Raw genomic sequence first — 21,890 nt, 5'->3', positions numbered from 1 at the left:
TGAGGAAAGTCATATGGGTATATACAATAGGAAAAATTTAGCTTTAGTTTTAGCATTATTTAATGTATTTATTGTATTTTTAGGAATTGGTCTTGTAGTTCCTGTAATGCCATCTTATATGAGGGTATTACATTTAGGCACTGACACTATGGGATATTTAATTGCTATGTTTGCATTTTTTCAACTATTAACATCTCCTATTGCCGGAATATGGGTAGATATATTTGGTCGAAAAAAAATGATCATAGCAGGGTTAATTCTATTTTCCTTTTCTGAATTTTTATTTGGAGTTGGAAATCAAATATGGGTATTATTTCTTTCTAGAGCACTAGGAGGTGTTAGTGCTGCATGTATGATGCCGGCAGTCACTGCTTTTATAGCTGATACAACATCATTAGAAAACAGAGCAAAAGCATTAGGGTATTTATCAGCAGCTATTAGTACAGGATTCATTATTGGACCTGGTATTGGTGGCTTTATATCTGATTTTGGCATACGTGCACCGTTCTTTTTTGCAGCAGTAATTTCTGGTATCGCTGCGTGTTTTTCAGTATTCATTTTGAAAGAACCTGTATCTAAAGAACAACGAATTAAAATGCAAGATAACAAAATACAAGTTAGTTTTTTAAAAGAAATTAAACAATCTTTTCACCCTTTATATTTTATCCCACTATTACTTGTTTTTGTTTTAGGATGTGGTTTATCAGCTTATGAACATATGTTTAGCTTTGTTGTTGATAAAAAGTTTGGTTTTACACCTAAAGATATATCAATAATTATTTCAGTAAGCGCCATATTAGGAGTAATAGCACAAATCATGTTCTTTGAAAAATTAGTAAAAAAATTTGGTGAAAAAGGAATCATTAAATATAGCTTATTCATAGCTGCTATAATTATAGTTGTATCTACATTTGTCGGTAATTATTGGATGGTCGCGATTTTAACGTTTATCATCTTTTTGGCATTTGATTTACTTCGACCAGCAATTACAACATTACTTTCTAAAATAGCTGGAGAAAATCAAGGATTTATCGGAGGGATGAATTCTACTTATACAAGTCTCGGGAATATAATAGGGCCAGCAACGGGAGGCATTTTACTTAATGTAAATGTTAATCTACCATATATTTTTGCAGGATTAATTCTTACTATTGGATTTGGCATAACTGTATACTGGTCCAAATATATAACAAAAAACAACAGAGATACATTTCCAATGCAATCCTAATCTTATTGACAGGTTTCTATTTAAACCCAAACCAGAAAGCTTACGTTTTTATTTAATAAATCCCTTAAGTTGATGGGCATGGGGTACCGCCAACGAGACACGAATTTTGCACGCTAAGCAAAAAAATAAGCTGTCCACATGGCCAGCTTATTTACATAATTCTCGTTATTGGTAGTTACTCTTTTATATTAACATTGGTTAATTGTTGCTTTAAATCCCAATGTTTTGGTTTCTCTTTAGTATCTAGCCAAGGAGATCCTTCTTGAAGCCAATTCTCACGATATGTTTCAATAATGCATACAATTTCTTCATCGTCATACCCTGGTTGAAAAGCACAACAAGCACATATTAAACTTACATCGGGGATTCCTTTTTCATTATAGAGTGGTCCCGGCAACTGATCGTAGCCACAAACTAAACAAACATATTTTTTCTTGATAAACTTTTTAAATAACATTCTAAACAGAATAGTCTCCTCCTTATATATTATTTTATTTCGTTATAGCTTTCATAAGACCCTATTTAAAAAACAGTGAATATCGTATACATACAAGGTTAACATAACGTCCTATTATCGGTAGCAAGTTTTTCATAGCATCCTTGTTTTTACAAAATTTTTTGTCTCTATGTCTATCTATCTCTTATACAAGATTTTATACATCATTGATATAGCGGGGATTCTAGGGATCTTTGCATAAAATCTTGTATAGAAAAGTAGTTAGACTAGTGTGTTTTACTTTGGTTCATTTCAAAATATAATTGAAAATTCATCTTTAAATTAAAAAAAGAAGGTGTTACCTTTATATATTAATAACTTCGAAATATTGTATAACAGATAATTTTTATGCATTATGATTAGCATTGCTTATTGTGTTAACGAATCAGGATAGTGTGGCGACCGACTAAATAGTTGCTTATCCTCAAGTATTAGAAGGGAAGTTCTATTATTTCGCGAATTGATTAGACATAGACGAGTGCTATAATTTTCTATATCTACATAAAGAGGTGACTACGCATGAATCAAAGACCGTCAGAAGAAGAATACGCCGGGAGCTCCGGCGAATATATCCGTTTGGTGCCGGACGGTAACATCATCGACATTCTGCTCGCCCAGGAAAAGCAAATGACCGAGCTCCTGGCATCGTTGACCGAAAGCCAGGCCGCATATCGGTATGCGGAAGGAAAATGGACGCTGAAAGAAGTCGTGGGCCACATCGCAGACGCGGAACGCGTCATGACCTACCGCCTGCTCCGGTTCGCAAGAGGGGACCAGACGTCTCTGACCGGTTTCGATCAGGAATTGTTCATGCCTCCTTTCGGAAGCTGGACAACCGCGCAATTGGCCGAAGACTACCGGGCCGTACGGCAATCAACGATCACATTGCTGCGCGGGCTACCGGCGGAGGCGTGGACCCGCAAGGGCACAGCCAACAACCTAAGCATTACGGCGCGCGCCCTCGCGTACGGCATCGCAGGACACGAATTTCATCACATGGGGGTCATCCGAAATCGGTACTTGAGTTAATCATCAGCTGAGGCCTTTGGAATGGAACTAACGGGTAACTTTAACAAAATAAGGAATACAATTAAATAGCCTAAAATATGCAAGTTTTTATGCATAACTGCTTGCGTATTATGGAGTAAATCCAAACGCAATTAAAGCAATGAATGAAGTAAATATAGACATAACAAATCAAACATCAGATATAATTGATGCAAACATTTTAAATAGTGCTGATTTAGTTGTTACGCTTTGTAGTCATGCAGATGCTGTATGTCCATCTACTCCGCCGCATGTGAATCGTGTTCACTGGGGATTTGATGATCCAGCAGGAAAAGAATGGTCTGAATTTCAACGTGTTCGCGATGAAATTGGAGAACGTATAAAACGATTTTCTTTATTATATATTTCATTGGTTTAAAACAACTATTAAAAAGAATATAGAATATTCTGTCATGGTGGTAAAGTTAGAATAAAGTGGTTTCATAAAGGTGGTTTAACTTATGATTTCTGAATTAAGCAAGAATGATTTTTATAAATGTAGTAGTTTAATAAATGAACAAGGCCAAGTAGAAGTCAAAGCTGTAATTGCAGGGATGAATCCTGGTCGTATATTTGTAGATAACATATCTTCTCCTAATTCGGGTCTTATTTGGTTAGGCAATAATGATGGCTTCTTTTTTATAGGAAGTGTAGAAAATGAAAAGTTTAATAATGAAATTAATAGTTTTATTGATAATGTGATAGAGCCTGAGGCGAGAAAGGTTGGACTAAATTGTTTTGAAGCAATTGGTAATCATTCAAAGTGGAACAAAACAATTGAAAGAATATTTCAGCACATTAACTTAAAGAGTTGGAATCAAAGAGTGTATACGCAAAAAAAAGAAGATTATGAAGATCATTATGGACCTAAAATTGAAGAAGGATATACAGTGCTAAAAATGAGTAAAGCTCTCTATGAAAATAAAGGAAACATATTGAAGAATATTGAATTTTTACAATCAAAAATTTTAGAGTTTTGGTCTTCACCGGATCGTTTTTTCAATGAAGGAATCGGTTATTGCATTGTCTATGATGATCTAATTGTGAGTGTTTGTTTTTCAGGGTTTGTATTTGAAAATATACACTGCATAGATATTGAAACAATAGAAGGGCACCAAGGGAAAAAATTAGCTCAAAAGATAGCTCATAGTTTTGTGAAAGATTGTTTAGAGAATAACATTACTCCATATTGGGACTGTATGGAATTGAACAAGCCTTCTGTCGCAGTTGTGGAAAATGTAGGGTTTACAAATGTATGTAACTATGTAGGATATTATTTTCTATTTGATGAATAATTTGTTGATGCGATGAAACGATAGGCATGAGTTAGTTCTATAAGTTTATGAGCCGCAAATGCGGCTTTTTTATTTGTGTCGTAATTAGTTTTAGGATTCTTTTTTGAAAAACTGAATGATTTTTTTAGAATTATCCTCACGTAGATCATAACCTTCGCCGTGCGTTTCATCGCTCGCTTTTGCTATTACGATGTCACCATCAGACTCTATCCAAACAAAGAATTCTTGTATAGAATTATCTTGATAAGTAACCTTCATTTTTGAATGTATATAGTTTTTGGCCTCTTGATCTAGAAGGAGTGTTTTTTTCTCTGCGCTTTCCATACTTGTAAAAATTTTTTTCATATTTTCTTTATTTACTACTGGATTACTACTTTTTGAATTCACAGGACTAATCTCAAGTTTTCTCACTTCTTTTTGTTCAAACATAACGTTTTCATATACAATTTCTTTTTCTTTCACTGCTGTGGATGCTTCTTTATTGGAAGCTTTCGTTTCATTTGAATTACTTGTACATCCAATTAATAAGGTGATACTTAATGCTCCAATTATACCGAATGTTAAGGTCTTCAATAATATGCCTCCCATCTACTATTTTCTATAATTCTATTTCCTATTTGAAATATCCTAGCTATGCTTAATTAAGTGAAATAAATTTTGCTATGGGGAATAGGATGAATTGCTTGTACCCTAATTTTTGTATGGAAGGAGAGAACGGGGTGAAACACATAATTAGGAATGTTTTAATAAATTATTTTAAAGAAATCGACTCATTAGTACTCGAAGAAGAATTACATAATAATAGTTGGAATACAGATTTACACTATAAAATTAAGGTGAATGGAAAGCGATATTCCGCAAGGTTTATAAATAGCAAACGAACAATCAATCCAGCTTTTGGAACGTTATCAAATGAACAATTGAAAGAGCAAGTACGCTTTACATATTATTTACGTGAGCATGGAATTCCTTTTATGAAAATTAACAAGAATAGGTCAGGGGATTCATTTACAGTAGTCACTTGGAATGATGAACAGTACCGATTTGTATTGGCAAATTGGATTGAAGGAGAGCATCTTACACACGGCACAGAATCTATTGCAGAATCGTTTGGAAAGACGGCAAGAAAGATTCATGATAGTTCTAGTACATTTCAAAGCTCGATTTTTCAAAAGAAATCTCATTTGGATGGGTATGCCCAGTTTAAAAGTATGTTAGAAAGTAAGGCAAGCGCATGTAAAGACGTACGGGAGTATATAAATCTAGCTAAATATCATATAGAGTGCGCATATACGAGTGAATTAGAGTTTATCGTACAAACAGACTTAAATCCTTTGAATGTTTTATGGGACTCAAATCAACAGGTAAAAGGAATTGTAGATTTTGAATCAATTGGATATGTAGATCGCATTGAAGGACTAGCCTTTTTAATAAAATGGTATTCTCGAACAGAAGGAATACAGTCACATGAAGTGTGTTCAAGTGTTACTAGTTCATTTTTAGAAGGATATAAGGCTCATAATATTTTAACACCAAATGATTATGAGAGACTTTCTTCATTGTTATGGTTATCCGGTAGTTTGAATTGGAATTTTGTAAAGAAAACGCTAAGTGTATTAGATGATGCGAGGCGGTTAGAGGAGCATTTGAAAGTTTATAGAGTAAGGGGAGAGAGGTTGTCTTCATTATTAATTTGTAGATAACCTTTCTTCTCCTTTGGGATTTATAAAACAAAACATATGAGGTGTTCTAAAAATGAAAATACAAATTGTATTGTTTGATGGTTTTGGAGAGCTTGTCTCCTTTGCACCTTTTGAAGTATTAAACAGAGCCATAGAAGAAGGAGCTCCGTTTACGGTTGAACTCGTATCAAGTGAACGAAAGCAAGAAGTTACTACTTCGTTTGGAGTTACAGTTAAAGTACATGATTTTTTACGGATGGATAATCGTCCAGATTTGTTAATTGTACCTGGTGGTGGCTGGAATCATAAAGCTGAACATGGGGCACGAAAACAAGCAGAGCTTGGTACTTTAACCAAAATGATTAGGGCGATGCACAATGAAGGAACGATTGTTGCTGGCGTTTGTACAGGAGGGATGCTACTAGCTGAATCCGGTATGTTGAATGATAAAAAGGCAACAATGCATCATTTGGCGCAGAGTGAAATTAATAAATATGGAGCAGAACTTCTTCCTTACAGAATTGTGGATCAGGGCGATACGATTACTGCAAGAGGGGTCACTTCAGGAGTTGATTTGGGACTTTGGATCACGGAAAGATTCGCAAATCCTAAAATTGCAGCTGCCGTTGAATATAGAATGGAATATGAGAGGCGAGGCGTTGTTTGGAAGTAATTTGACTTCTTTTTTATCCTATTTTAAATGGTAGTAAGACTCCCACCTCAAAATTCAGCGAATGGGAGGGAGGGCTGCCCGTAAAAGCCCAATGGATATGTACTAATAATCAGTGGGGATGACAAAACTCATACTGATTAAAGTTTCATTTTATAACTTTTTACTTTATTAATAGTAGATTTGTTAGAAAGGATAATCATTAATTGATATAATGAATGGATGTGAAGCAGGAAATAGATAGAAAGATACTGCTAGTAATTTATACTTAAAATGTTGGGAGATTGAACAGAGTTATGGGGACAGAAAAAGAAATTAGTTCCGCTAAATTAATATGGAAGATGACGCGCCCGCATACATTAACGGCGACGTTTTCTCCTGTAATTTTAGGGACGGTGGCATCACTTTATGTTGCCGAAATTGATTGGCTTTTATTTATTGCGATGATGGTTGCATGTTTAGCATTGCAAATCGCAACGAACTTATTTAATGAGTACTATGATTTCAAACGTGGATTAGATACAGCTGATTCTGTTGGAATTGGTGGCGGGATTGTCCGTCATGGATTGAAGCCGAAAAATGTTTTAACAGTTGCGCTTTTATTGTACGTAGTAGCAGCTTTTATTGGTATTTATATTTGTATGAATAGTAGCTGGTGGTTAGTGGTCATTGGTTTAATTGGGATGGCGGTTGGCTATTTATATACAGGTGGTCCATTACCTATTGCGTACACCCCGTTTGGAGAATTAGTTTCTGGGTTATTAATGGGGACATGCTTTGTACTCATTGCTTTCTTTATTCAAACGAATACTGTAACAGTTGAAAGTATATTGATTTCCATTCCAATTGGAATTTTAGTCGGTGCAATCAACATGTCGAATAACATCCGAGATATCGAAGAAGATATTAAAGGTGGAAGAAAGACATTAGTAATCCTCCTTGGGAGAGAAAAAGCAATAGTAACACTAGCGGTAGCCTTTTTCATTGCTTATTTATGGATCGCTATAATTGTATTGATGGGTTATATAAGCCCTTGGGCATTAGTGATGTTCTTAGGTTTGAGAAAGCCAATCTCTGCAATTCAAAGTTTCCAAAAAGGGGCAAAGGATCCCGGGTATATGCGCATCGCAATGAAATCAACAGCGATGACAAATACGATTTTCGGCTTCTTATTATCAGCAGGATTATTAATTAGTTATCTGTTTTAGATAAAAAATCTTGTTAAGTAACTTAACCCCAATTTCTCAATTTTTATATAGAGAGATTGGGGTTTTTATTTTGAATTTGTTTCATGTTAAAAACAGTTTCATTCGAAATGCAAATACCAATAAATTGCAACTTCATCACTTGTCTTATCCAAACCTGTATAAACAAGAAAATCAAATCCACCAATTACAAATCCGCATTTTTCATAGAACTTACATGCTGCGACATTATTATTTTGCGTTTCAAGCATGATACCTGGCATATTGCCTTCTTTTGTCCACTTCTTTGCTTGAGCAACTAATCTTTTACCAACCCCGAGTATACGATATTTTTTATCCACCGTTATATCTTCTATGTAAGCATAGTTATTCCAATTCTTTTTCAATACTATGAATCCAATGATTTGGTTATGTAACAGTGCTATGTAAATTATTTGATGGGGCTTATTTATATATTCATTGTACGCCAGTTCTTCATTATCATTTTGTAAATAACTTTTTTCATAAATCGGAACGTCTTCTACTGTATATTCTATGCGTCTATTTACTTTTGAAAGAGAAAGCATTAACCGAGCATTCACTATAAAACTGTCATCAATCTCCGGAAAATTATCTAAATCATTTGTTTCTAACTCTCTAATTAAAAGGTTCATCGTGATACCTCCAAATTATATTATTTCTTCTGGTTCTTTATGTAATTCAAATTCATTCCAATTACAAAATTATAATAGAATTTCAATAGTAAGGCTATCATTACAAGTTCTTCCTGAAATCATTAAATTTTATAAAGAGAAAGGGTATGAATTTAGGGTATACAATGATGAGGGGCATTTTCGTTTAAACTTTCAGAAAAATAAACATCTATAGTATAAGCTTATTTCTTTTAAAAGTGTTTTTATTACTAAATCAATACCTAAGACAAAAGTCGATTTACTATTTTATAAAGAAATCGGCCCTTTCGTTTATGTATTACGTTACAAGAGATTTCTTATTTTCTCCGGAATGTTTTTTAGAAATCTGTGCAACAGAGCCTTTTTAGTAGGAGTAACTTGATGAGAATAATTGAAAAATACTATATTAAAATTACACTATAATATTAAAGAATTCCTGACTACAATTCCTATAAATTCTTCTCAATAATTGAAAATAAAATCAATCCAGATTATTATATTGTTATTGTAATTATAAATGTAATTACATTTTATTGAAGGAGGATACATAGATGAAAAACTCAAGAGGCTCTATTGAATCAGAGATAAGCAAAGCAATTACTCACTGGGAAAAGGACTACCTAGGACGCGGGTCTATATCCGTTAAGACAGATATATTACGGGATATGATTATCGTAAATTTACAAGGTATTTTAACGCCGGCTGAATATACTGTTTGCGAAACAAAAGAAGGTATGCTAACTATAAAGAAAAATCGTTCGGAGCTAGTTGAATCTGGAATTGAAGATCTTAAAGAGATTATACTGGAATTAACTGGAGAACAAGTGAGGAGTTTTCATACAGATATAAGCTCCCGTACAGGTGAACGAGTAATGATTTTTAAATTGTTTCATAATCTTGAGGGAAAATTTTAAAAATTAAAACCACCATAAGGTTAGTGGAAGATAAACTGAAAATGCAGTGAGATAATTAAGAAAAATACAAGTTATGCACTTTATTTAACTTTATTGATATGGTAATAATTAGAGAAAAGAAAATTTGAAATTATTTAGATATAATGAATTTTGATTCGAATAACATTCAAAAAAACTGATAAATAAATTGACAAACTGCTTAATATAGTTTATCTTATAATTGTTTTAAAAAATTAATAGATGCTTATTTTAACTGTTTGCTATAATTAAGGCTTTAGCATTTTTTTAATATGTAATATTGACTAAATGAAAAAGTTTCTTAATTGAAAGATAGCGCATAACATAAATTGATATATTGATTGCATAATCTAGGAGATCAGAGATATACTGTTATTTTTAATAGGAGTAATACATACATTACTATCCTCTATAAAATGGGAGCTCTTCAAAAAACTTTATTGAAGTTAGTTGAAGTGAAACCGACAATCTCCATAATTCAATGATGATATAAAATCATTGAATTATGGAAGTTGTCGGTTTTTTTTATGGAAAAAACGATGTACTAAAAAGAGTGAATAAAAATTGAAATTAAAAAAACTATCGTAATTAAAAGGAATTTTTATAGGTTATTTTCGTTTGGAAGGGAGTATTTAATATGTTAATTTCGCTGAGTTCATCAACACTGTTAACTTTATTTTTTATGGCACTTAGTGCTTCTTGGCTAAGTGGATTATTGTTTTTAAATGCAAGGATACCTTTACGTTTTGTTCATATCCATATGGGTATCGCTGCTTTGCCTTCATTGGTTTCTTTACTCGCACTTGTTAATAACAATGGAGATAGAGCTGTGGGGCCTTGGCATCTAGATATTTTAGCTTGGTTAATGGCTTTCTTTGTTCTTACAATTGGTTTAATCATTCAGCGCTTTTCTGTACGTTACTTAATGGGGGATCGCTCATATCGAAAATACTTTGCACTTTTTACATTTACTACAGGTGTATCTTCTGTTGCATGGTTAAGTGATGATCTTCGCTTCATGATTATTTGTTGGGGCGCAACGCTTATAGGATTGGTTCTACTCATAGGGCTAAATAAAGGGTGGAAAGTAGTTAGTGAAGCAACAAAAATCTCTGGCTATTTATTTACAATAAGTTGGATTGCCTTACTATCAGCTATCATCTGGCTGTTTCAAATAACTGGACAGTGGCAGTTAACATCAGTTTTAGCGAATGAAAATGTAGTGCAACATGGAACATTGGAAAGAACAGCAATCAATTTATTAATTATATTGGCTGTGATGATTCCAGCAGCACAATGGCCTTTTCAAAGGTGGTTAATTGAGTCTGCTGTTGCTCCAACTCCTGTTTCTGCTATTATGCATGCGGGTTTAGTAAATGCTGGCGGTATCATGTTAACTAGATTTTCACCTCTTTTTCATGATGATATTGCACAAATCATTTTACTAATTTTCTCTAGTATTTCTGTCTTAATAGGTACAGGAATTAGTTTAGTCCAAGTTGATTATAAACGTCAGTTAGTAGGTTCAACTATTGCGCAAATGGGATTTATGCTTATTCAATGTGCATTAGGCGCCTATTTAGCGGCTGTTATTCATTTAATTTTACATGGTTTGTTTAAAGCTACACTGTTTTTACAAGCTGGTTCTTCAGTAGAACGTTTTGGGGTAGTGAAGCAGTCTAATGAAAAGATGTCCAATTTATGGATGATAGTCGGGCGTGTTTTAGGATTATTTATAGCAATTACTTTCTGGTTTATGACTTCTGGAGAGGGGTATCAACTAGTTAGTGCGTTAATATTAGGGTGGTCACTATACTTTTCATGGAAACAGCTTGTTGTTTTTGGAGAGGGAAGAATGGGACGAATTGCTGGCTTAATTGTTTTGATTGGATTCTCTCTCATTTACATTACTGTTCATAATTCTCTTTATAAATGGTTGCATACTGATATTTATCAAAGTGTTCAACCTTCAGCTCCAGCCGTTATCTTTGTTATATGTATTTTACTATTTAGTAGTGCTATTAGTACTTTCGTTACTCGTCATCAATCTTCTACTTTATTCGCTGTACTTTATCTTTGGTTAGTTCGAGTAGGTGAGGCGAGAAGAAAGTCAGTAGAAAGTCACCCAAGCTATCTTAAACATTATGTATCAAAGGGAGGTAATTCGTGATGAGCATACCGTCAATATTAAAGAAAGATACAAATATTGATATGCAAGAAAATACTATAAATGATTTAGTTGCATCTGCTAGCCGTGTTATTGCGCCACTTTGGCCTATCTCTACATTTGCAGCTCATCACCCTTGGATGGGACTTGAAAAGCAATCATTTGAACAAGTCGCAAATTGGTTAAAAGAAGCTCGTAATGTGGATATTTATCCTAGTGCCTTCATGATTCATTCGGCAAAGGCGAAAGGTGAGATTGAGGAATCATTTTTACAAATTGGCTTGTCTCGTTGGCTTGATTCACAATCTTTTCATATGCCACGAGAGACAGCAGAGCAATTTTGCCAAGCAGCTTTAAAGTTAGAAAAATTACCTTCTAGTCTATTATCATCGCCAGAATTAAATAAACTGGCAGAAGAAATGAGTTATATAAATACAGGAAGTATGAAAGCCTCTGTTATGCAGCCAATAAGTTTGCTTATAGAGAATCAAAATAGTGAAAACCTATCTGATATTCTTAATTATCATATCATTAAATGGTGTAAATTATATCTTGATGAATCCGGGTTAAGTTGGACGATGCCAAATCGAGAGAAAGGTTTTTATCGGGCATGGCAACACCTTATTAAATTTGATCCAGCGCTCAGTAAAAATGAGCGTAAAGTTTTAAAAGATTGGCCACAGGATGCCCAAGTAGCTTTAGCGAGAGCATTATTTGAACTAGGAATTTCTGAATCTAACATGCAAGCTTACCTTGAAGGGCACTTACTTTCTTTACCTGGATGGGCAGGAATGATACGCTGGCGCTCACAACAATCAATTCAGGAACAGGGGCTCTTAATAGAATATTTAGCAGTTCGAATTTCTATGGAGCTGGCTATTGCAAAACCTTATTTACCTTTAAAAAATCAAAAGATTGAGAAAAAAGTTTCGATCGTCCCACTTATAGCTTCTTGGATCTATTGGGGGAATATTTCAATAGAGGAATGGTTACAAATGTCTGCTGCTGAACAAAGTGAATTATTAGTATTCGCTTATCGTTTTGATGAAAATATTCGCAGGAAACTTTGGCTCGAAGCTTGGGAACAGACGCATGCAGAGCAATTAAGAGAGAAGATTGCTTCTAAACAACGTGCAACTAATGATAAAAAGCGTGTATTAGCTCAATTAGCATTCTGTATTGATGTACGTTCAGAACCGTTTCGTCGCCACCTTGAAAAATTAGGTCCGTTTGAAACATTTGGAATAGCTGGTTTCTTTGGATTACCAATTGCAACTAGTGAACTAGGTAGTAATAACAACCATCCTTCTTTGCCAGTTATACTCAAACCGAAACATCAAATAAAAGAGCTTACAGATGAAAATGAACTGAAATCTTATGAGCAACGTAAGAGGGTAGGCAGTTCGGTGCGTTATACATTTAAAACGATGAAACAGAACGTACTAACAAGTATGGCGCTACCTGAGTTAAGTGGTCCTTTACTTGGTCTACAGATGGTGACAAGAAGCTTTGTCCCAAGAGGAGTTGGTGGTTTCATTCGTAACCTTCGTAAAACTATGTTACAAAAACCTGATACAACATTCTCGCTTAATCATGTTCATGACACAAAAGGTGAGATACCTATCGGTTTTACGAAAGAAGAAAAAGTGAACTATGTGCGTCAAGCTTTAAAAATGGTGGGACTGACAGAAAAATTTGCTCCTTTAGTTGTAATGTGCGGACACAGTAGTCAAAGTACGAACAACCCTTATGCTGCAGCACTTGAGTGTGGTGCTTGTGGCGGAGCAGCAGGAGGATTCAATGCAAGAGTTTTTGCTACTTTATGCAATCTGCCAGAAGTGCGAGAGGCGTTGTTTGCTGAAGGTATTGAAATTCCTGAGGATACCATTTTTGCAGCAGCTGAACATAAAACAACAGTGGACGAATTGGAATGGATTTACGTCCCAGAACTTTCGGAAACTGCACAAGAAGCATTTGATTGTATCGAGTCGATTATGCCAAATGTGAGCCAACATGCAAATAGAGAGCGTTTAACGCAATTACCAAATTTTAAAACGAAAATAAAAAATGCGAGTAAAGAGGCACATCGATTTGCAGAAGATTGGAGTGAAATACGTCCAGAATGGGGATTAGCCCGTAATGCATCTTTTATTATTGGGCAACGAGAATTAACTCAGGATTGTGACTTAGAAGGTAGGGCTTTCCTCCATAATTATGATTGGAAACAGGATGAAAGTGGCGATATATTAGCTAACATTATTGCAGGACCAGGAACAGTAGCTCAGTGGATAAATCTACAATATTACGCTTCAACTGTAGTTCCACATTATTATGGTAGTGGAAACAAAACAACACAAACCGTAACGGCAGGTCTCGGTGTTATGCAGGGAAATGCAAGTGATTTGTTACCAGGCTTACCTTGGCAATCCGTTATGCAGTCAGATAGTGAGACGTATCATTCACCACTTCGTTTACTAATTGTAATTCAAGCGCCTATTAAATATATAGAACGTTTGCTAAATAATGATTTCACATTTCGAGAAAAAGTTCAAAATGGATGGGTTAGACTTGCAAGTGTTGATCCAGAAGGACAATGGACAAACTGGTAACAATCATGTAATGCAGAATCAACTATTGTTACTAGCTTAAAAGTTTCATAAGTACAATAATGAAGAAGGAGTGCTCCATATGAATTCAAAGAATAAAAAAGTTTTATTGTTAACAGACATTGAACACGGAATAGAGCCTATTATCCAACAAGTAACTAACAGTCAACAAGAAAACATGTTGACTATACACAGCTACGATTCTGTAATTGTACATCCTTATGGAGATATAATGAGATCTGTTATTATTGCTATTTATCAAGAAAACGTTGAAGAAATTTTTGTTGTCGGAATAGAGGATAAAGAAACTTCTTCAGTTAATCTACAAACTCAACATGATTTCATAAAAGATAATATAAAATTAGACTATCTCTTTAAAAATTGCATGCCTGAATTTTCAAGTGGTAGCCTGAATGCATGGCTAAGTGGACAAGAAAATGTTAGTGAAAATATTAAGAAGAGTATAGATATGATTCGTCAGCATCCGTTAGTACCTTCTGATATTAAAGTTCATGGTTTCATGATTGATAGAACAGGTGGAAAAGAAACGGTTGCAAAAGTTTCTGCTAATAAAGTAGTTGAATACATTTAATCTATTAGGGACAAATAAATTCTTAGGTAGAAATTACTGTTATATAATAAAATTTAATATGTTTTAAGAATTAGAAGGGATAGTTATGCAAAACAAAATTATTGTTATGTTTCAAAAAGATTTTCGCTTATATGATAACCCAGCTTTATTTGAAGCTGCTCAGTCTGGTGAGGTTGTTCCGGTATATGTACATGACGAAACTTTTTCAATGGGAAGTGCGTCAAAGTGGTGGTTACACCATGCAATAATAGATGTAAAAAAGCAACTTGAGACATTAGGCTCTACTTTAATAATTCGCAAAGGAAATACACAGGAAGAAATATTTTCTCTCATAGAACAGTTAGGTATAACGGCTGTATATTGGAATATTTGCTATGATCCGGACAGATTACAATCTAATCAAAAAATGAAAATGATGTTAGAAGGTAAAGGTATTATTTGTAAGGAATTTAATTCGCATTTATTATTAGAACCGTGGATTATTAAAAAGAAAGATAACACTGAATATAAGGTGTTTACGCCTTTTTACAATGCATTTCAAAAGCAGATAATACCTAAACCTATTAGTAAAGTGCAGAGTATAAAGGGAGGAAACTCTTTACCAGCAAGCTTATCTGTTTCAGAATTAAACTTGTTGCCGACTATACCGTGGACATCTCATATGGAAGCAATATGGGATCCGACAGAAGAAGGGGCATATAAAACATGTAAGAAATTTTTCTCTAGCAAATTAGCCTCTTATAGTGAAGGAAGAGATTTTCCAAATCAAAATGTCCATTCGATGTTGGCACCGTATCTTTCATTTGGTCAAATATCAGTGAGGTTGATGTATCATTACTTAATAAATAAAAGTACCGAAAGACAATGTAGTCTTTTTGAAAAACAAGTGAATAGCTTTATACGTCAATTAATTTGGCGAGAGTTTTCTTATTATTTACTATATCATTATCCATTTACAGTATATAAACCTCTTAATAAGAGCTTTGAACATTTTCCGTGGAATAATGAAGAGGAGTTATTAACAGTATGGCAGAAAGGTGAAACTGGTTATCCGTTTATTGATGCGGGAATGCGGGAACTGTGGCAAACAGGTTTTATGCATAATCGAGCAAGAATGGCTGTAGCTTCTTTTCTTGTAAAGCATTTATTAATCCCATGGCAAGAAGGAGCAAAATGGTTTATGGATACACTATTAGATGCTGATATTGCAAATAATACAATGGGGTGGCAATGGGTTGCTGGAAGTGGAGCGGATGCATCACCATACTTTCGTATTTTTAACCCGATTACACAAGGAGAAAAGTTTGATAAAAATGGGGAGTATATAAGAAGATGGGTGCCAGAATTAAGAGATATACCGAATAAATATATACATAAGCCGTGGGAAGCACCTGAGCATATTTTACAAAAGGCCAATATACAGCTTGGTCATACATATCCTTTGCCAGTTGTTGATCATAAGGCAGCGCGGGAGAGAGCACTTTGTGCATATAAAAGTATGAAAGAGTTCGTATAAAATAGATTAAACAATATGTATTCAAAATTTAAATATTAGAATTTTATCCATTACAAGGACATACTAATCATATAAAGTTTCTATAATCTTCTAGTAAAAAGGAGAATGTTTATGAAAAAATCTAGTATTATAGTATTTTTACTAACATATGGTTTGTTTTATGTTTCTAGTATTTTATTTCCTATTGATCGTATGTGGTACGATCAATAGGAAAGCCGTCTTGGACGCCTTCTGGCATGACAATCGGAATGATTTGGGCTGTATTATATGGACTTATTGCATTATCCGTTGCAATTATTTACAACAAATATGGATGTAAGCCAAAAACATTTTGGTTTGTATTCCTTTTAAATTATATGTGCAATCAAGCGTTCAGCTACTTTCAATTCAGTCAAAAAAATTTGTTTTTAGCAACAATAGATTGTTTACTAGTCACTATTACTACATTACTTCTCATAGCGGTTTCTTCCAATTTATCTAAAGTATCGACATGGTTGCTAATTCCATATTTTTTATGGGCTGCATTTGCTACATATTTATCTTGGACAATTTATAGTATAAATTAAAGACGTAAATAAAAACTTGAGCATAATAAAAATGCTCGAGTTTTTATGTTTATCTCGCATTAACGGGCAGTAAGACCTCCACCTCAAAATTCAGCGAAAGCAAAGAAGTTAGGTGGGGGTCGGGCTGCCCGTAAAAGCCCGATTGGTGAGGGCTGATTAAAATTTCACTTTATTAATGATAATCTAAAGTATAGAATATACACATCTTAGGGAGGTCATATATGTGAAGAAATGGATAAAAATTGTTCTGTACTCTGTATTAAGTATTTTAATTATCGGAAGTATTACTTTTTTGACTTGGTCTCAGTTTACTTATAAACCAACGAAAGAGGCTTTGTCTCTAGTAGATAATAGAAAAGATGAAGAGAATATAGTTTTTGGAGAGAAAGATGCTAAAATAGGAGTTATTTTTTATCAAGGAGCTAAAGTAGAAGCTGAAGCTTATAGTTATTTAGGAGAAGCTCTTGCAAAAGATGGGCATTTTGTAGTAATGCCTAAGTTACCATTAAATTTAGCGATACTTGGAATCAATGCAGTAGACAGTGTAATGGAACAGTATCCTGAAGTTCAGAAATGGTATGTTGCAGGGCATTCAATGGGCGGAGCTATGATTTCTAAATATGCTTTTCAGCATGAAGAAAAGGTAGACGGAATCATTTTCTTAGGTTCTTATCCCGCAGATGATTTCTCTACCAAATCGATTCCAATGTTATCTATTTATGGAGAAGTAGATGCTTTAGCAACTGTAGAAAAAATAGAGAACAATAAAAAGTTAATGTCAAAGAATACAACTATGCACATGATAAAAGGGGGGAATCATGCTAATTTCGGCATGTATGGCGAGCAAAAAGGTGATAATGCTAGCTTAATTACGTCAAAAGCACAACAAGATGAAACAGTGAAAGTAATGGAAGAATGGTTGTTAAAACAATGATAGACGGGAGAGGTAATAAAGAGCCAACTCATACGAGTGGGCTCTTTTATTTAACTTCTATCTCCAATTTCCCTCTTATTTTCTCCGGAATATCCTTGTCAGAAATAGCCTCGTACGAGTAAACATACCTACCTTTCACATGAATTTTCAAGTAAGTTTTTCTTATAAAATCATTAGGAGTATTCGTTCCTACTGTATACTCTTCTTCATTGCCAGATTCATCAATGCCTTTTAACGAGTACATAGCTCTACCGTTCGTATGATAATCGGGAACACCATACCCTTTCGCAACGGCATATACATGTTTTTCTTCAGCAAGTGGATTAAATCGGTCCAAATCCCCGCGTAATATGAACGGTAGTAAGTATATAAGGAGGCCTATTCCTAATATGCAAAGTAAAAATTTCTTCATGATTGTTTCTCCTTTTGTTAATTTACTTATTTTTAAGTATAGGAAAAAATTCTTATGAATATAGAGGGAAATTCCTTAATATTTTCTTAATAAAGTTTGACCGTGTGAAAAAAGACTAACTTGAGCATTAAGCTTACGGAATGAATAACCAAATAACCTGTTTTCTTTATTTTTTGATGGTAGGTTATTTGGTTTTTTATTTTTCTTTTGATTTAATTACCGAAAAAAGTATCTTGTACTCCTTTTGTAACTTTTTCTATATAGAAATTTTCTATAAAATAAAGGGCTTGCCTTCCAAATAAATCGTTATTTGTAACACTTTTATCAAAGCAAAGTTCTCGTGACATCACTTTGATATTCAAAAACATTAATAACTTATTGTATGAAATTTTTCGAAAATTTAGGTTTAACATCTTTAAAATAGGTGTATTACATATTACATAACAACTAAATAAAAAAATAAAAATCTAAAGGAGGAAAAATACCATGCATAAGAATGAACGAAAACCGGTGGTTCATGAATATGAAAATGAACAGGAAGTAGTTATGAAAGTAAAAGAGCTAGAATTGTAAGGGATTCGCCAAGATGATATTTACGTCTTAACACATGAAAAACATCTAACAAAAAAGATTGCGGATGATACAAACACAAATACGATTGGAGTAAAAGAACAAGGATTGGGCACAAGTATTATTAACTTTTTCTCCCAAAAAGGGGACGAACTCCGAAATCAAATGGAGGAAATAGGGTTGTCGAAGGAGGAAGTTAACTTATATGAAGAAAAACTAGATCAAGGGAGAATTTTACTCCTAGTAACAGCTGAAACACCAACGGCGAGTGATAGGCAGCCGCAAAACTATCATTCTCTCTAATAGATTGCAACATCTGATAAATAGGTAAGGTAATTATTTTAGGTTGTAGCATTGAAAAAAATAAAAGTAGAGAAGGATGAGGAAAATGAAACATACGATATTTAAATATGCTGTGATTGGGATTACGACCGGAGTCATGGTCTCCCTATTAAAAAAAGAAAACCGGAAAGCTATACAAACAACAGGAAAAAGCGTAAAAGACAAACTACAAGAAGGAAACATAAAGGAAACATTAGAGAAGGTAACTGAGACAAGTAAACAATTCTCTGTAACTGCAGCTAATGTTGCAAAACAAACATTACCACAACTGCTTACAGCCACACCGGTTGTCATTTCTACAATTAAAGATTTAACAGAAAACGAAAATAACAAAAAGAAAAAAGATGAAAAGGATTACGAAATAAATGAAAATAGTAAGGACATAGATGGAGAAAAAACGAAAAATGAAAAGAAATATATGAAAGAAGGGAAAGAAGAGAGTGCTTAGATTTAATTCTAAAAAGAGAAAGTGAGGAAAAAAGTATGAGATCTCTGTATGCGATTGATGTTGGAATTGGTTTTACCAAGCGGGCATATCGACAGGATGTAGATTCTGAGGTGACGATTAAGAGTGAAGCTTCCACACTAGCCCCTGTACCTAATCATGCTGAAAGTGAAGATTTAACAAAGGTAAGTTTTATAGACTTAGACTTTGCATACTACATGGGAAATGAAGCACATCAATCTGACGCATCATTTCTTCCTCCATTTGACGAAGAAATAGAAAATTATTATGAAAGCGAACGGTTTAAACAACAAATATTTGGTTGCATTGCAAAGGATTATAAAGAAAATGTCGTGTTACCTTTAGTTGTTACCGGGCTTCCCGTTACTTGTTTTGGTAGTCAGCATGAGCAATTACAACGTGCACTAAAAAAAGAAACTTCCGTGCAAATTGATGGGAAATTTATTAATATTACGGTGGAAAATGCTTTGATTCTTCAGCAACCAGTCGCTTTACATGCCTATTTCTTAAAAGAGGGAATCATTCAGGAACGAGATCGTATCTTAATTATTGATGGTGGATTTCGTACATTAGAAATGACAGATATGAAACAGAATGTCATTTTAAATCATTATGAGACAGAACTAGGATGTAGCAAGCCTTTGAAAAATGTTAAGAATATCATGCAGAATCATGGGGGTGAAAGTAATCACTTGCATATTAACGACATGCCAAAAATATTAGAAAAAAGATATGAATGTCGAGAAGAAAATCCTCAGACAAAACAGGTTCATACTTTGATTCAAAAAGAGTTGGATGCACACTTCCAAGACGTCATGCGTGTATTACAAGAACAATTTAAGTTAGAACAGTACGATACTATTATTTGGACAGGAGGAATAGTAGATCTCCACAAAAAACGAATTGAAAAAATGCAAGGTGAAATTTCTTCTTTCCGTATGGTAGACGCTTCGAAAGAGGCTGCACTTCATGGATACTATATTATTGGAAGTCAAGTATTTGAGGACATCACCAATCAATCTGCATATGAATCTAAATTATAATAACGACCGAAATGGAGTTCGTTGAATGGACGTGCCAAATTATGTTGCTTCTTTTCCACATATAATAAATTCTTTATAAGAAAAGATAAAATGAAACTTTAATCAGTGGGGGGGTTCTTCATCCCCCACTGATTATCAGCCCTCACCAATCGGACTTTTATGGGCAGTTGATCTCCCACCTAACTTCTTTGCTTTCGCTGAATTTTGAGGCGGGGGTCTTACTGCCCATTAAAGCGGGATAAAAAGTGCTTGTATAGAGGAAATGTTTAAAATTGAGAATAAAAATAGCTAATATATAGGGGGTCTTCCTTTTAAAAGAATAAGACCTCCTATGCCATTTATTTTGTAATTTAGATGATCTAAAAACTTTTCCTCCAAGACATGAATACCTACATACAAATTTCATATTACGGATATGATTCGATCAAACATAAAACTATTCAGAAAGGAAGAATAATATGGAATGCATAAAAATGCCGAAATGGAGTTGGTATCATGTGAAAACTAGTGAGCTTGAAAAACTTTCTTCTATAATCCCTCGTGATGTAACATCTTATTTCTCTCAATTTGTAAAGAAAATAAGTTCTCCTTGTGAAAATGGATTATATGTTTATACGTTATCACCAAGTCAAACTTGTGTATATGGTTCGTTTTTATATGATCAAGATAAAAAGGACGCCAAAATTCAAAACTTTCTTCATTATTTCGTAGCTCATGGAATACTGATAACGGTCCAAGAAAAAGAGGAAGAGGATTTTCAAAAATTAATACATAATTCCTCTTTTAGTGTAAAAAATTGTAATAGTTCCGCTGAAGGATTATGTGCTATCTTATCAATGTTTATATCTCACTACTTGAGAAAGGTTGACTATTTCGAAAACAATTTCAGAAATGTATTATGGGATTTTTATCATCATAATAACATAGCAGTTTTAGAAAGAATTTATCATATTCGTCATGAATTATTTATGAACACACATGTGTTTCGCTTAATACAAGAAGTGTTACAAGGCCTGAAAGAAGCTTGGTTAGAAAACCTAACAAACACCCTTTGTTATAAACAAACACACGTAAAATTAGAGCGTGGATTACAACTTGTTAAAGAGTACCAAGAAGAATTAGACACGATGATTCATTTACAAGAAGTTGTTTCTTCACATCGTGGGAATGAAATTATGAAAGCTCTTACTGTATTAACTGCTGTAAGTACGCCTTTGACGGCCTTAGGAGCATTGTGGGGGATGAATTTTAAATATATGCCTGAACTAGAATGGAAATATAGCTATTTAATCGCTCTCTTATTTATTATTTTCACAACAGTGGGTATGTATTTATATATGCGAGTGAAGGGATGGACAGGTGATTTATTACGAGTAAAGAAAAAGAAATCTTTTTTTAAATCCAATTAATCCTTTTTATAAAAAATATGATAGATATTAACCTAGATATA

At 33.9% G+C, this 21,890-nt stretch carries 20 protein-coding genes and 4 pseudogenes; 19 read left to right on the top strand and 5 right to left on the bottom strand.

Translation table 11 applies throughout. From position 1 onward, the window contains the following. The first annotated feature begins 13 nt into the window (after positions 1-13). Complete coding sequence (locus JDS98_RS03510) at positions 14-1,228, top strand: MFS transporter (RefSeq protein WP_199633556.1); 1,215 nt, start codon at positions 14-16, stop codon at positions 1,226-1,228. Positions 1,229-1,403: 175 nt separating this feature from the next. Here JDS98_RS03510 and JDS98_RS03505 read toward each other — a convergent pair whose 3' ends face one another. Then, a complete protein-coding gene (locus JDS98_RS03505; protein WP_199633555.1) occupies positions 1,404-1,685 on the bottom strand; it encodes a hypothetical protein in 282 nt (93 codons plus the stop codon). A gap of 558 nt (positions 1,686-2,243) precedes the next feature. On the opposite strand from JDS98_RS03505, the gene JDS98_RS03500 reads away from it, so the two are divergent. The 3 genes and pseudogenes from JDS98_RS03500 (at position 2,244) to JDS98_RS03490 (ending at position 4,066) form a co-directional block, all read left to right on the top strand. Next, positions 2,244-2,753 (top strand): DinB family protein, encoded by a 510-nt coding sequence (locus JDS98_RS03500; RefSeq protein WP_199633554.1) that lies wholly within the window; start codon positions 2,244-2,246, stop codon positions 2,751-2,753. Between the two features lie 109 nt (positions 2,754-2,862). Then, positions 2,863-3,150, top strand: a pseudogene (locus tag JDS98_RS03495) (arsenate reductase/protein-tyrosine-phosphatase family protein); the annotation flags it as partial. Positions 3,151-3,232: 82 nt separating this feature from the next. Further along, positions 3,233-4,066 carry a GNAT family N-acetyltransferase gene (locus JDS98_RS03490; RefSeq protein WP_199633553.1) on the top strand — a complete coding sequence of 278 codons (834 nt, stop codon included), beginning with the start codon at positions 3,233-3,235 and terminating at the stop codon, positions 4,064-4,066. Between the two features lie 90 nt (positions 4,067-4,156). Here JDS98_RS03490 and JDS98_RS03485 read toward each other — a convergent pair whose 3' ends face one another. Continuing rightward, entirely contained in the window at positions 4,157-4,639 is a 483-nt protein-coding gene (locus JDS98_RS03485) for a YhfM domain-containing protein (RefSeq protein WP_016108737.1), read from the bottom strand. Positions 4,640-4,767: 128 nt separating this feature from the next. Between JDS98_RS03485 and JDS98_RS03480 the strand changes: the two genes are divergently transcribed. The 3 genes from JDS98_RS03480 to menA all read left to right on the top strand — a co-directional run bounded on the left by JDS98_RS03480 (position 4,768) and on the right by menA (position 7,626). Beyond that, positions 4,768-5,769, top strand: a complete 1,002-nt coding sequence (locus tag JDS98_RS03480) for a phosphotransferase enzyme family protein (protein ID WP_199631353.1) — start codon at positions 4,768-4,770, stop codon at positions 5,767-5,769. A gap of 52 nt (positions 5,770-5,821) precedes the next feature. Continuing rightward, a complete protein-coding gene (locus tag JDS98_RS03475; RefSeq protein WP_016108735.1) occupies positions 5,822-6,421 on the top strand; it encodes a DJ-1/PfpI family protein in 600 nt (199 codons plus the stop codon). A gap of 293 nt (positions 6,422-6,714) precedes the next feature. Beyond that, a complete protein-coding gene (menA, locus tag JDS98_RS03470) occupies positions 6,715-7,626 on the top strand; it encodes a 1,4-dihydroxy-2-naphthoate polyprenyltransferase (protein WP_097859506.1) in 912 nt (303 codons plus the stop codon). A 98-nt stretch (positions 7,627-7,724) separates the two neighbouring features. Here menA and satA read toward each other — a convergent pair whose 3' ends face one another. Then, positions 7,725-8,276 carry a streptothricin N-acetyltransferase SatA gene (gene satA, locus JDS98_RS03465; RefSeq protein WP_199633552.1) on the bottom strand — a complete coding sequence of 184 codons (552 nt, stop codon included), beginning with the start codon at positions 8,274-8,276 and terminating at the stop codon, positions 7,725-7,727. Positions 8,277-8,373: 97 nt separating this feature from the next. Between satA and JDS98_RS30845 the strand changes: the two are divergent. The 8 genes and pseudogenes from JDS98_RS30845 to JDS98_RS03425 all read left to right on the top strand — a co-directional run. Further along, positions 8,374-8,490: pseudogene (locus JDS98_RS30845) on the top strand (polysaccharide deacetylase family protein); the annotation flags it as partial. 355 nt (positions 8,491-8,845) lie between these two features. Further along, a complete protein-coding gene (locus JDS98_RS03455) occupies positions 8,846-9,208 on the top strand; it encodes a Na-translocating system protein MpsC family protein (protein WP_199633551.1) in 363 nt (120 codons plus the stop codon). Positions 9,209-9,863: 655 nt separating this feature from the next. Next, a complete protein-coding gene (locus JDS98_RS03450; RefSeq protein WP_199633550.1) occupies positions 9,864-11,396 on the top strand; it encodes an NADH dehydrogenase subunit 5 in 1,533 nt (510 codons plus the stop codon). After that, positions 11,396-14,002 carry a DUF2309 domain-containing protein gene (locus tag JDS98_RS03445; protein WP_199633549.1) on the top strand — a complete coding sequence of 869 codons (2,607 nt, stop codon included), beginning with the start codon at positions 11,396-11,398 and terminating at the stop codon, positions 14,000-14,002. Before JDS98_RS03450 ends, JDS98_RS03445 begins: the two co-directional genes overlap by 1 nt. Before the next feature lie 79 nt (positions 14,003-14,081). Beyond that, a complete protein-coding gene (locus JDS98_RS03440) occupies positions 14,082-14,591 on the top strand; it encodes a carbonic anhydrase (RefSeq protein ID WP_097959823.1) in 510 nt (169 codons plus the stop codon). An 85-nt stretch (positions 14,592-14,676) separates the two neighbouring features. Further along, on the top strand, positions 14,677-16,107 hold the full coding sequence (locus JDS98_RS03435; RefSeq protein ID WP_199633548.1) for a cryptochrome/photolyase family protein: 1,431 nt from the start codon (positions 14,677-14,679) through the stop codon (positions 16,105-16,107). 111 nt (positions 16,108-16,218) lie between these two features. Continuing rightward, positions 16,219-16,673 (top strand): annotated as a pseudogene (locus JDS98_RS03430) (TspO/MBR family protein). 223 nt (positions 16,674-16,896) lie between these two features. Continuing rightward, on the top strand, positions 16,897-17,607 hold the full coding sequence (locus JDS98_RS03425; protein ID WP_098710900.1) for an alpha/beta hydrolase: 711 nt from the start codon (positions 16,897-16,899) through the stop codon (positions 17,605-17,607). A gap of 46 nt (positions 17,608-17,653) precedes the next feature. On the opposite strand, the gene JDS98_RS03420 is transcribed toward JDS98_RS03425, so the two are convergent. Then, positions 17,654-18,019 carry a YxeA family protein gene (locus JDS98_RS03420; RefSeq protein ID WP_098710901.1) on the bottom strand — a complete coding sequence of 122 codons (366 nt, stop codon included), beginning with the start codon at positions 18,017-18,019 and terminating at the stop codon, positions 17,654-17,656. A gap of 212 nt (positions 18,020-18,231) precedes the next feature. Beyond that, positions 18,232-18,387 (bottom strand): hypothetical protein, encoded by a 156-nt coding sequence (locus JDS98_RS30080; protein ID WP_002093610.1) that lies wholly within the window; start codon positions 18,385-18,387, stop codon positions 18,232-18,234. A 118-nt stretch (positions 18,388-18,505) separates the two neighbouring features. On the opposite strand from JDS98_RS30080, the pseudogene JDS98_RS03415 reads away from it, so the two are divergent. The 4 genes and pseudogenes from JDS98_RS03415 (at position 18,506) to JDS98_RS03400 (ending at position 21,849) form a co-directional block, all read left to right on the top strand. Then, a pseudogene (locus JDS98_RS03415) lies at positions 18,506-18,892 on the top strand (YflT domain-containing protein). Between the two features lie 85 nt (positions 18,893-18,977). Then, positions 18,978-19,379 (top strand): hypothetical protein, encoded by a 402-nt coding sequence (locus JDS98_RS03410; protein ID WP_000683233.1) that lies wholly within the window; start codon positions 18,978-18,980, stop codon positions 19,377-19,379. Positions 19,380-19,414: 35 nt separating this feature from the next. Beyond that, entirely contained in the window at positions 19,415-20,440 is a 1,026-nt protein-coding gene (locus JDS98_RS03405; RefSeq protein WP_199633547.1) for a ParM/StbA family protein, read from the top strand. Positions 20,441-20,898: 458 nt separating this feature from the next. After that, a complete protein-coding gene (locus JDS98_RS03400; RefSeq protein WP_098099720.1) occupies positions 20,899-21,849 on the top strand; it encodes a magnesium transporter CorA family protein in 951 nt (316 codons plus the stop codon). The last annotated feature ends 41 nt before the right edge of the window (positions 21,850-21,890 follow it).

Source organism: Bacillus cereus group sp. N11, from assembly GCF_016483605.1.
In the GTDB taxonomy this organism is placed as follows: domain Bacteria; phylum Bacillota; class Bacilli; order Bacillales; family Bacillaceae_G; genus Bacillus_A; species Bacillus_A toyonensis.
The sequence above is the reverse complement of the archived record's forward strand: the minus strand, read 5'-3'. Positions and strand labels throughout refer to the sequence as shown.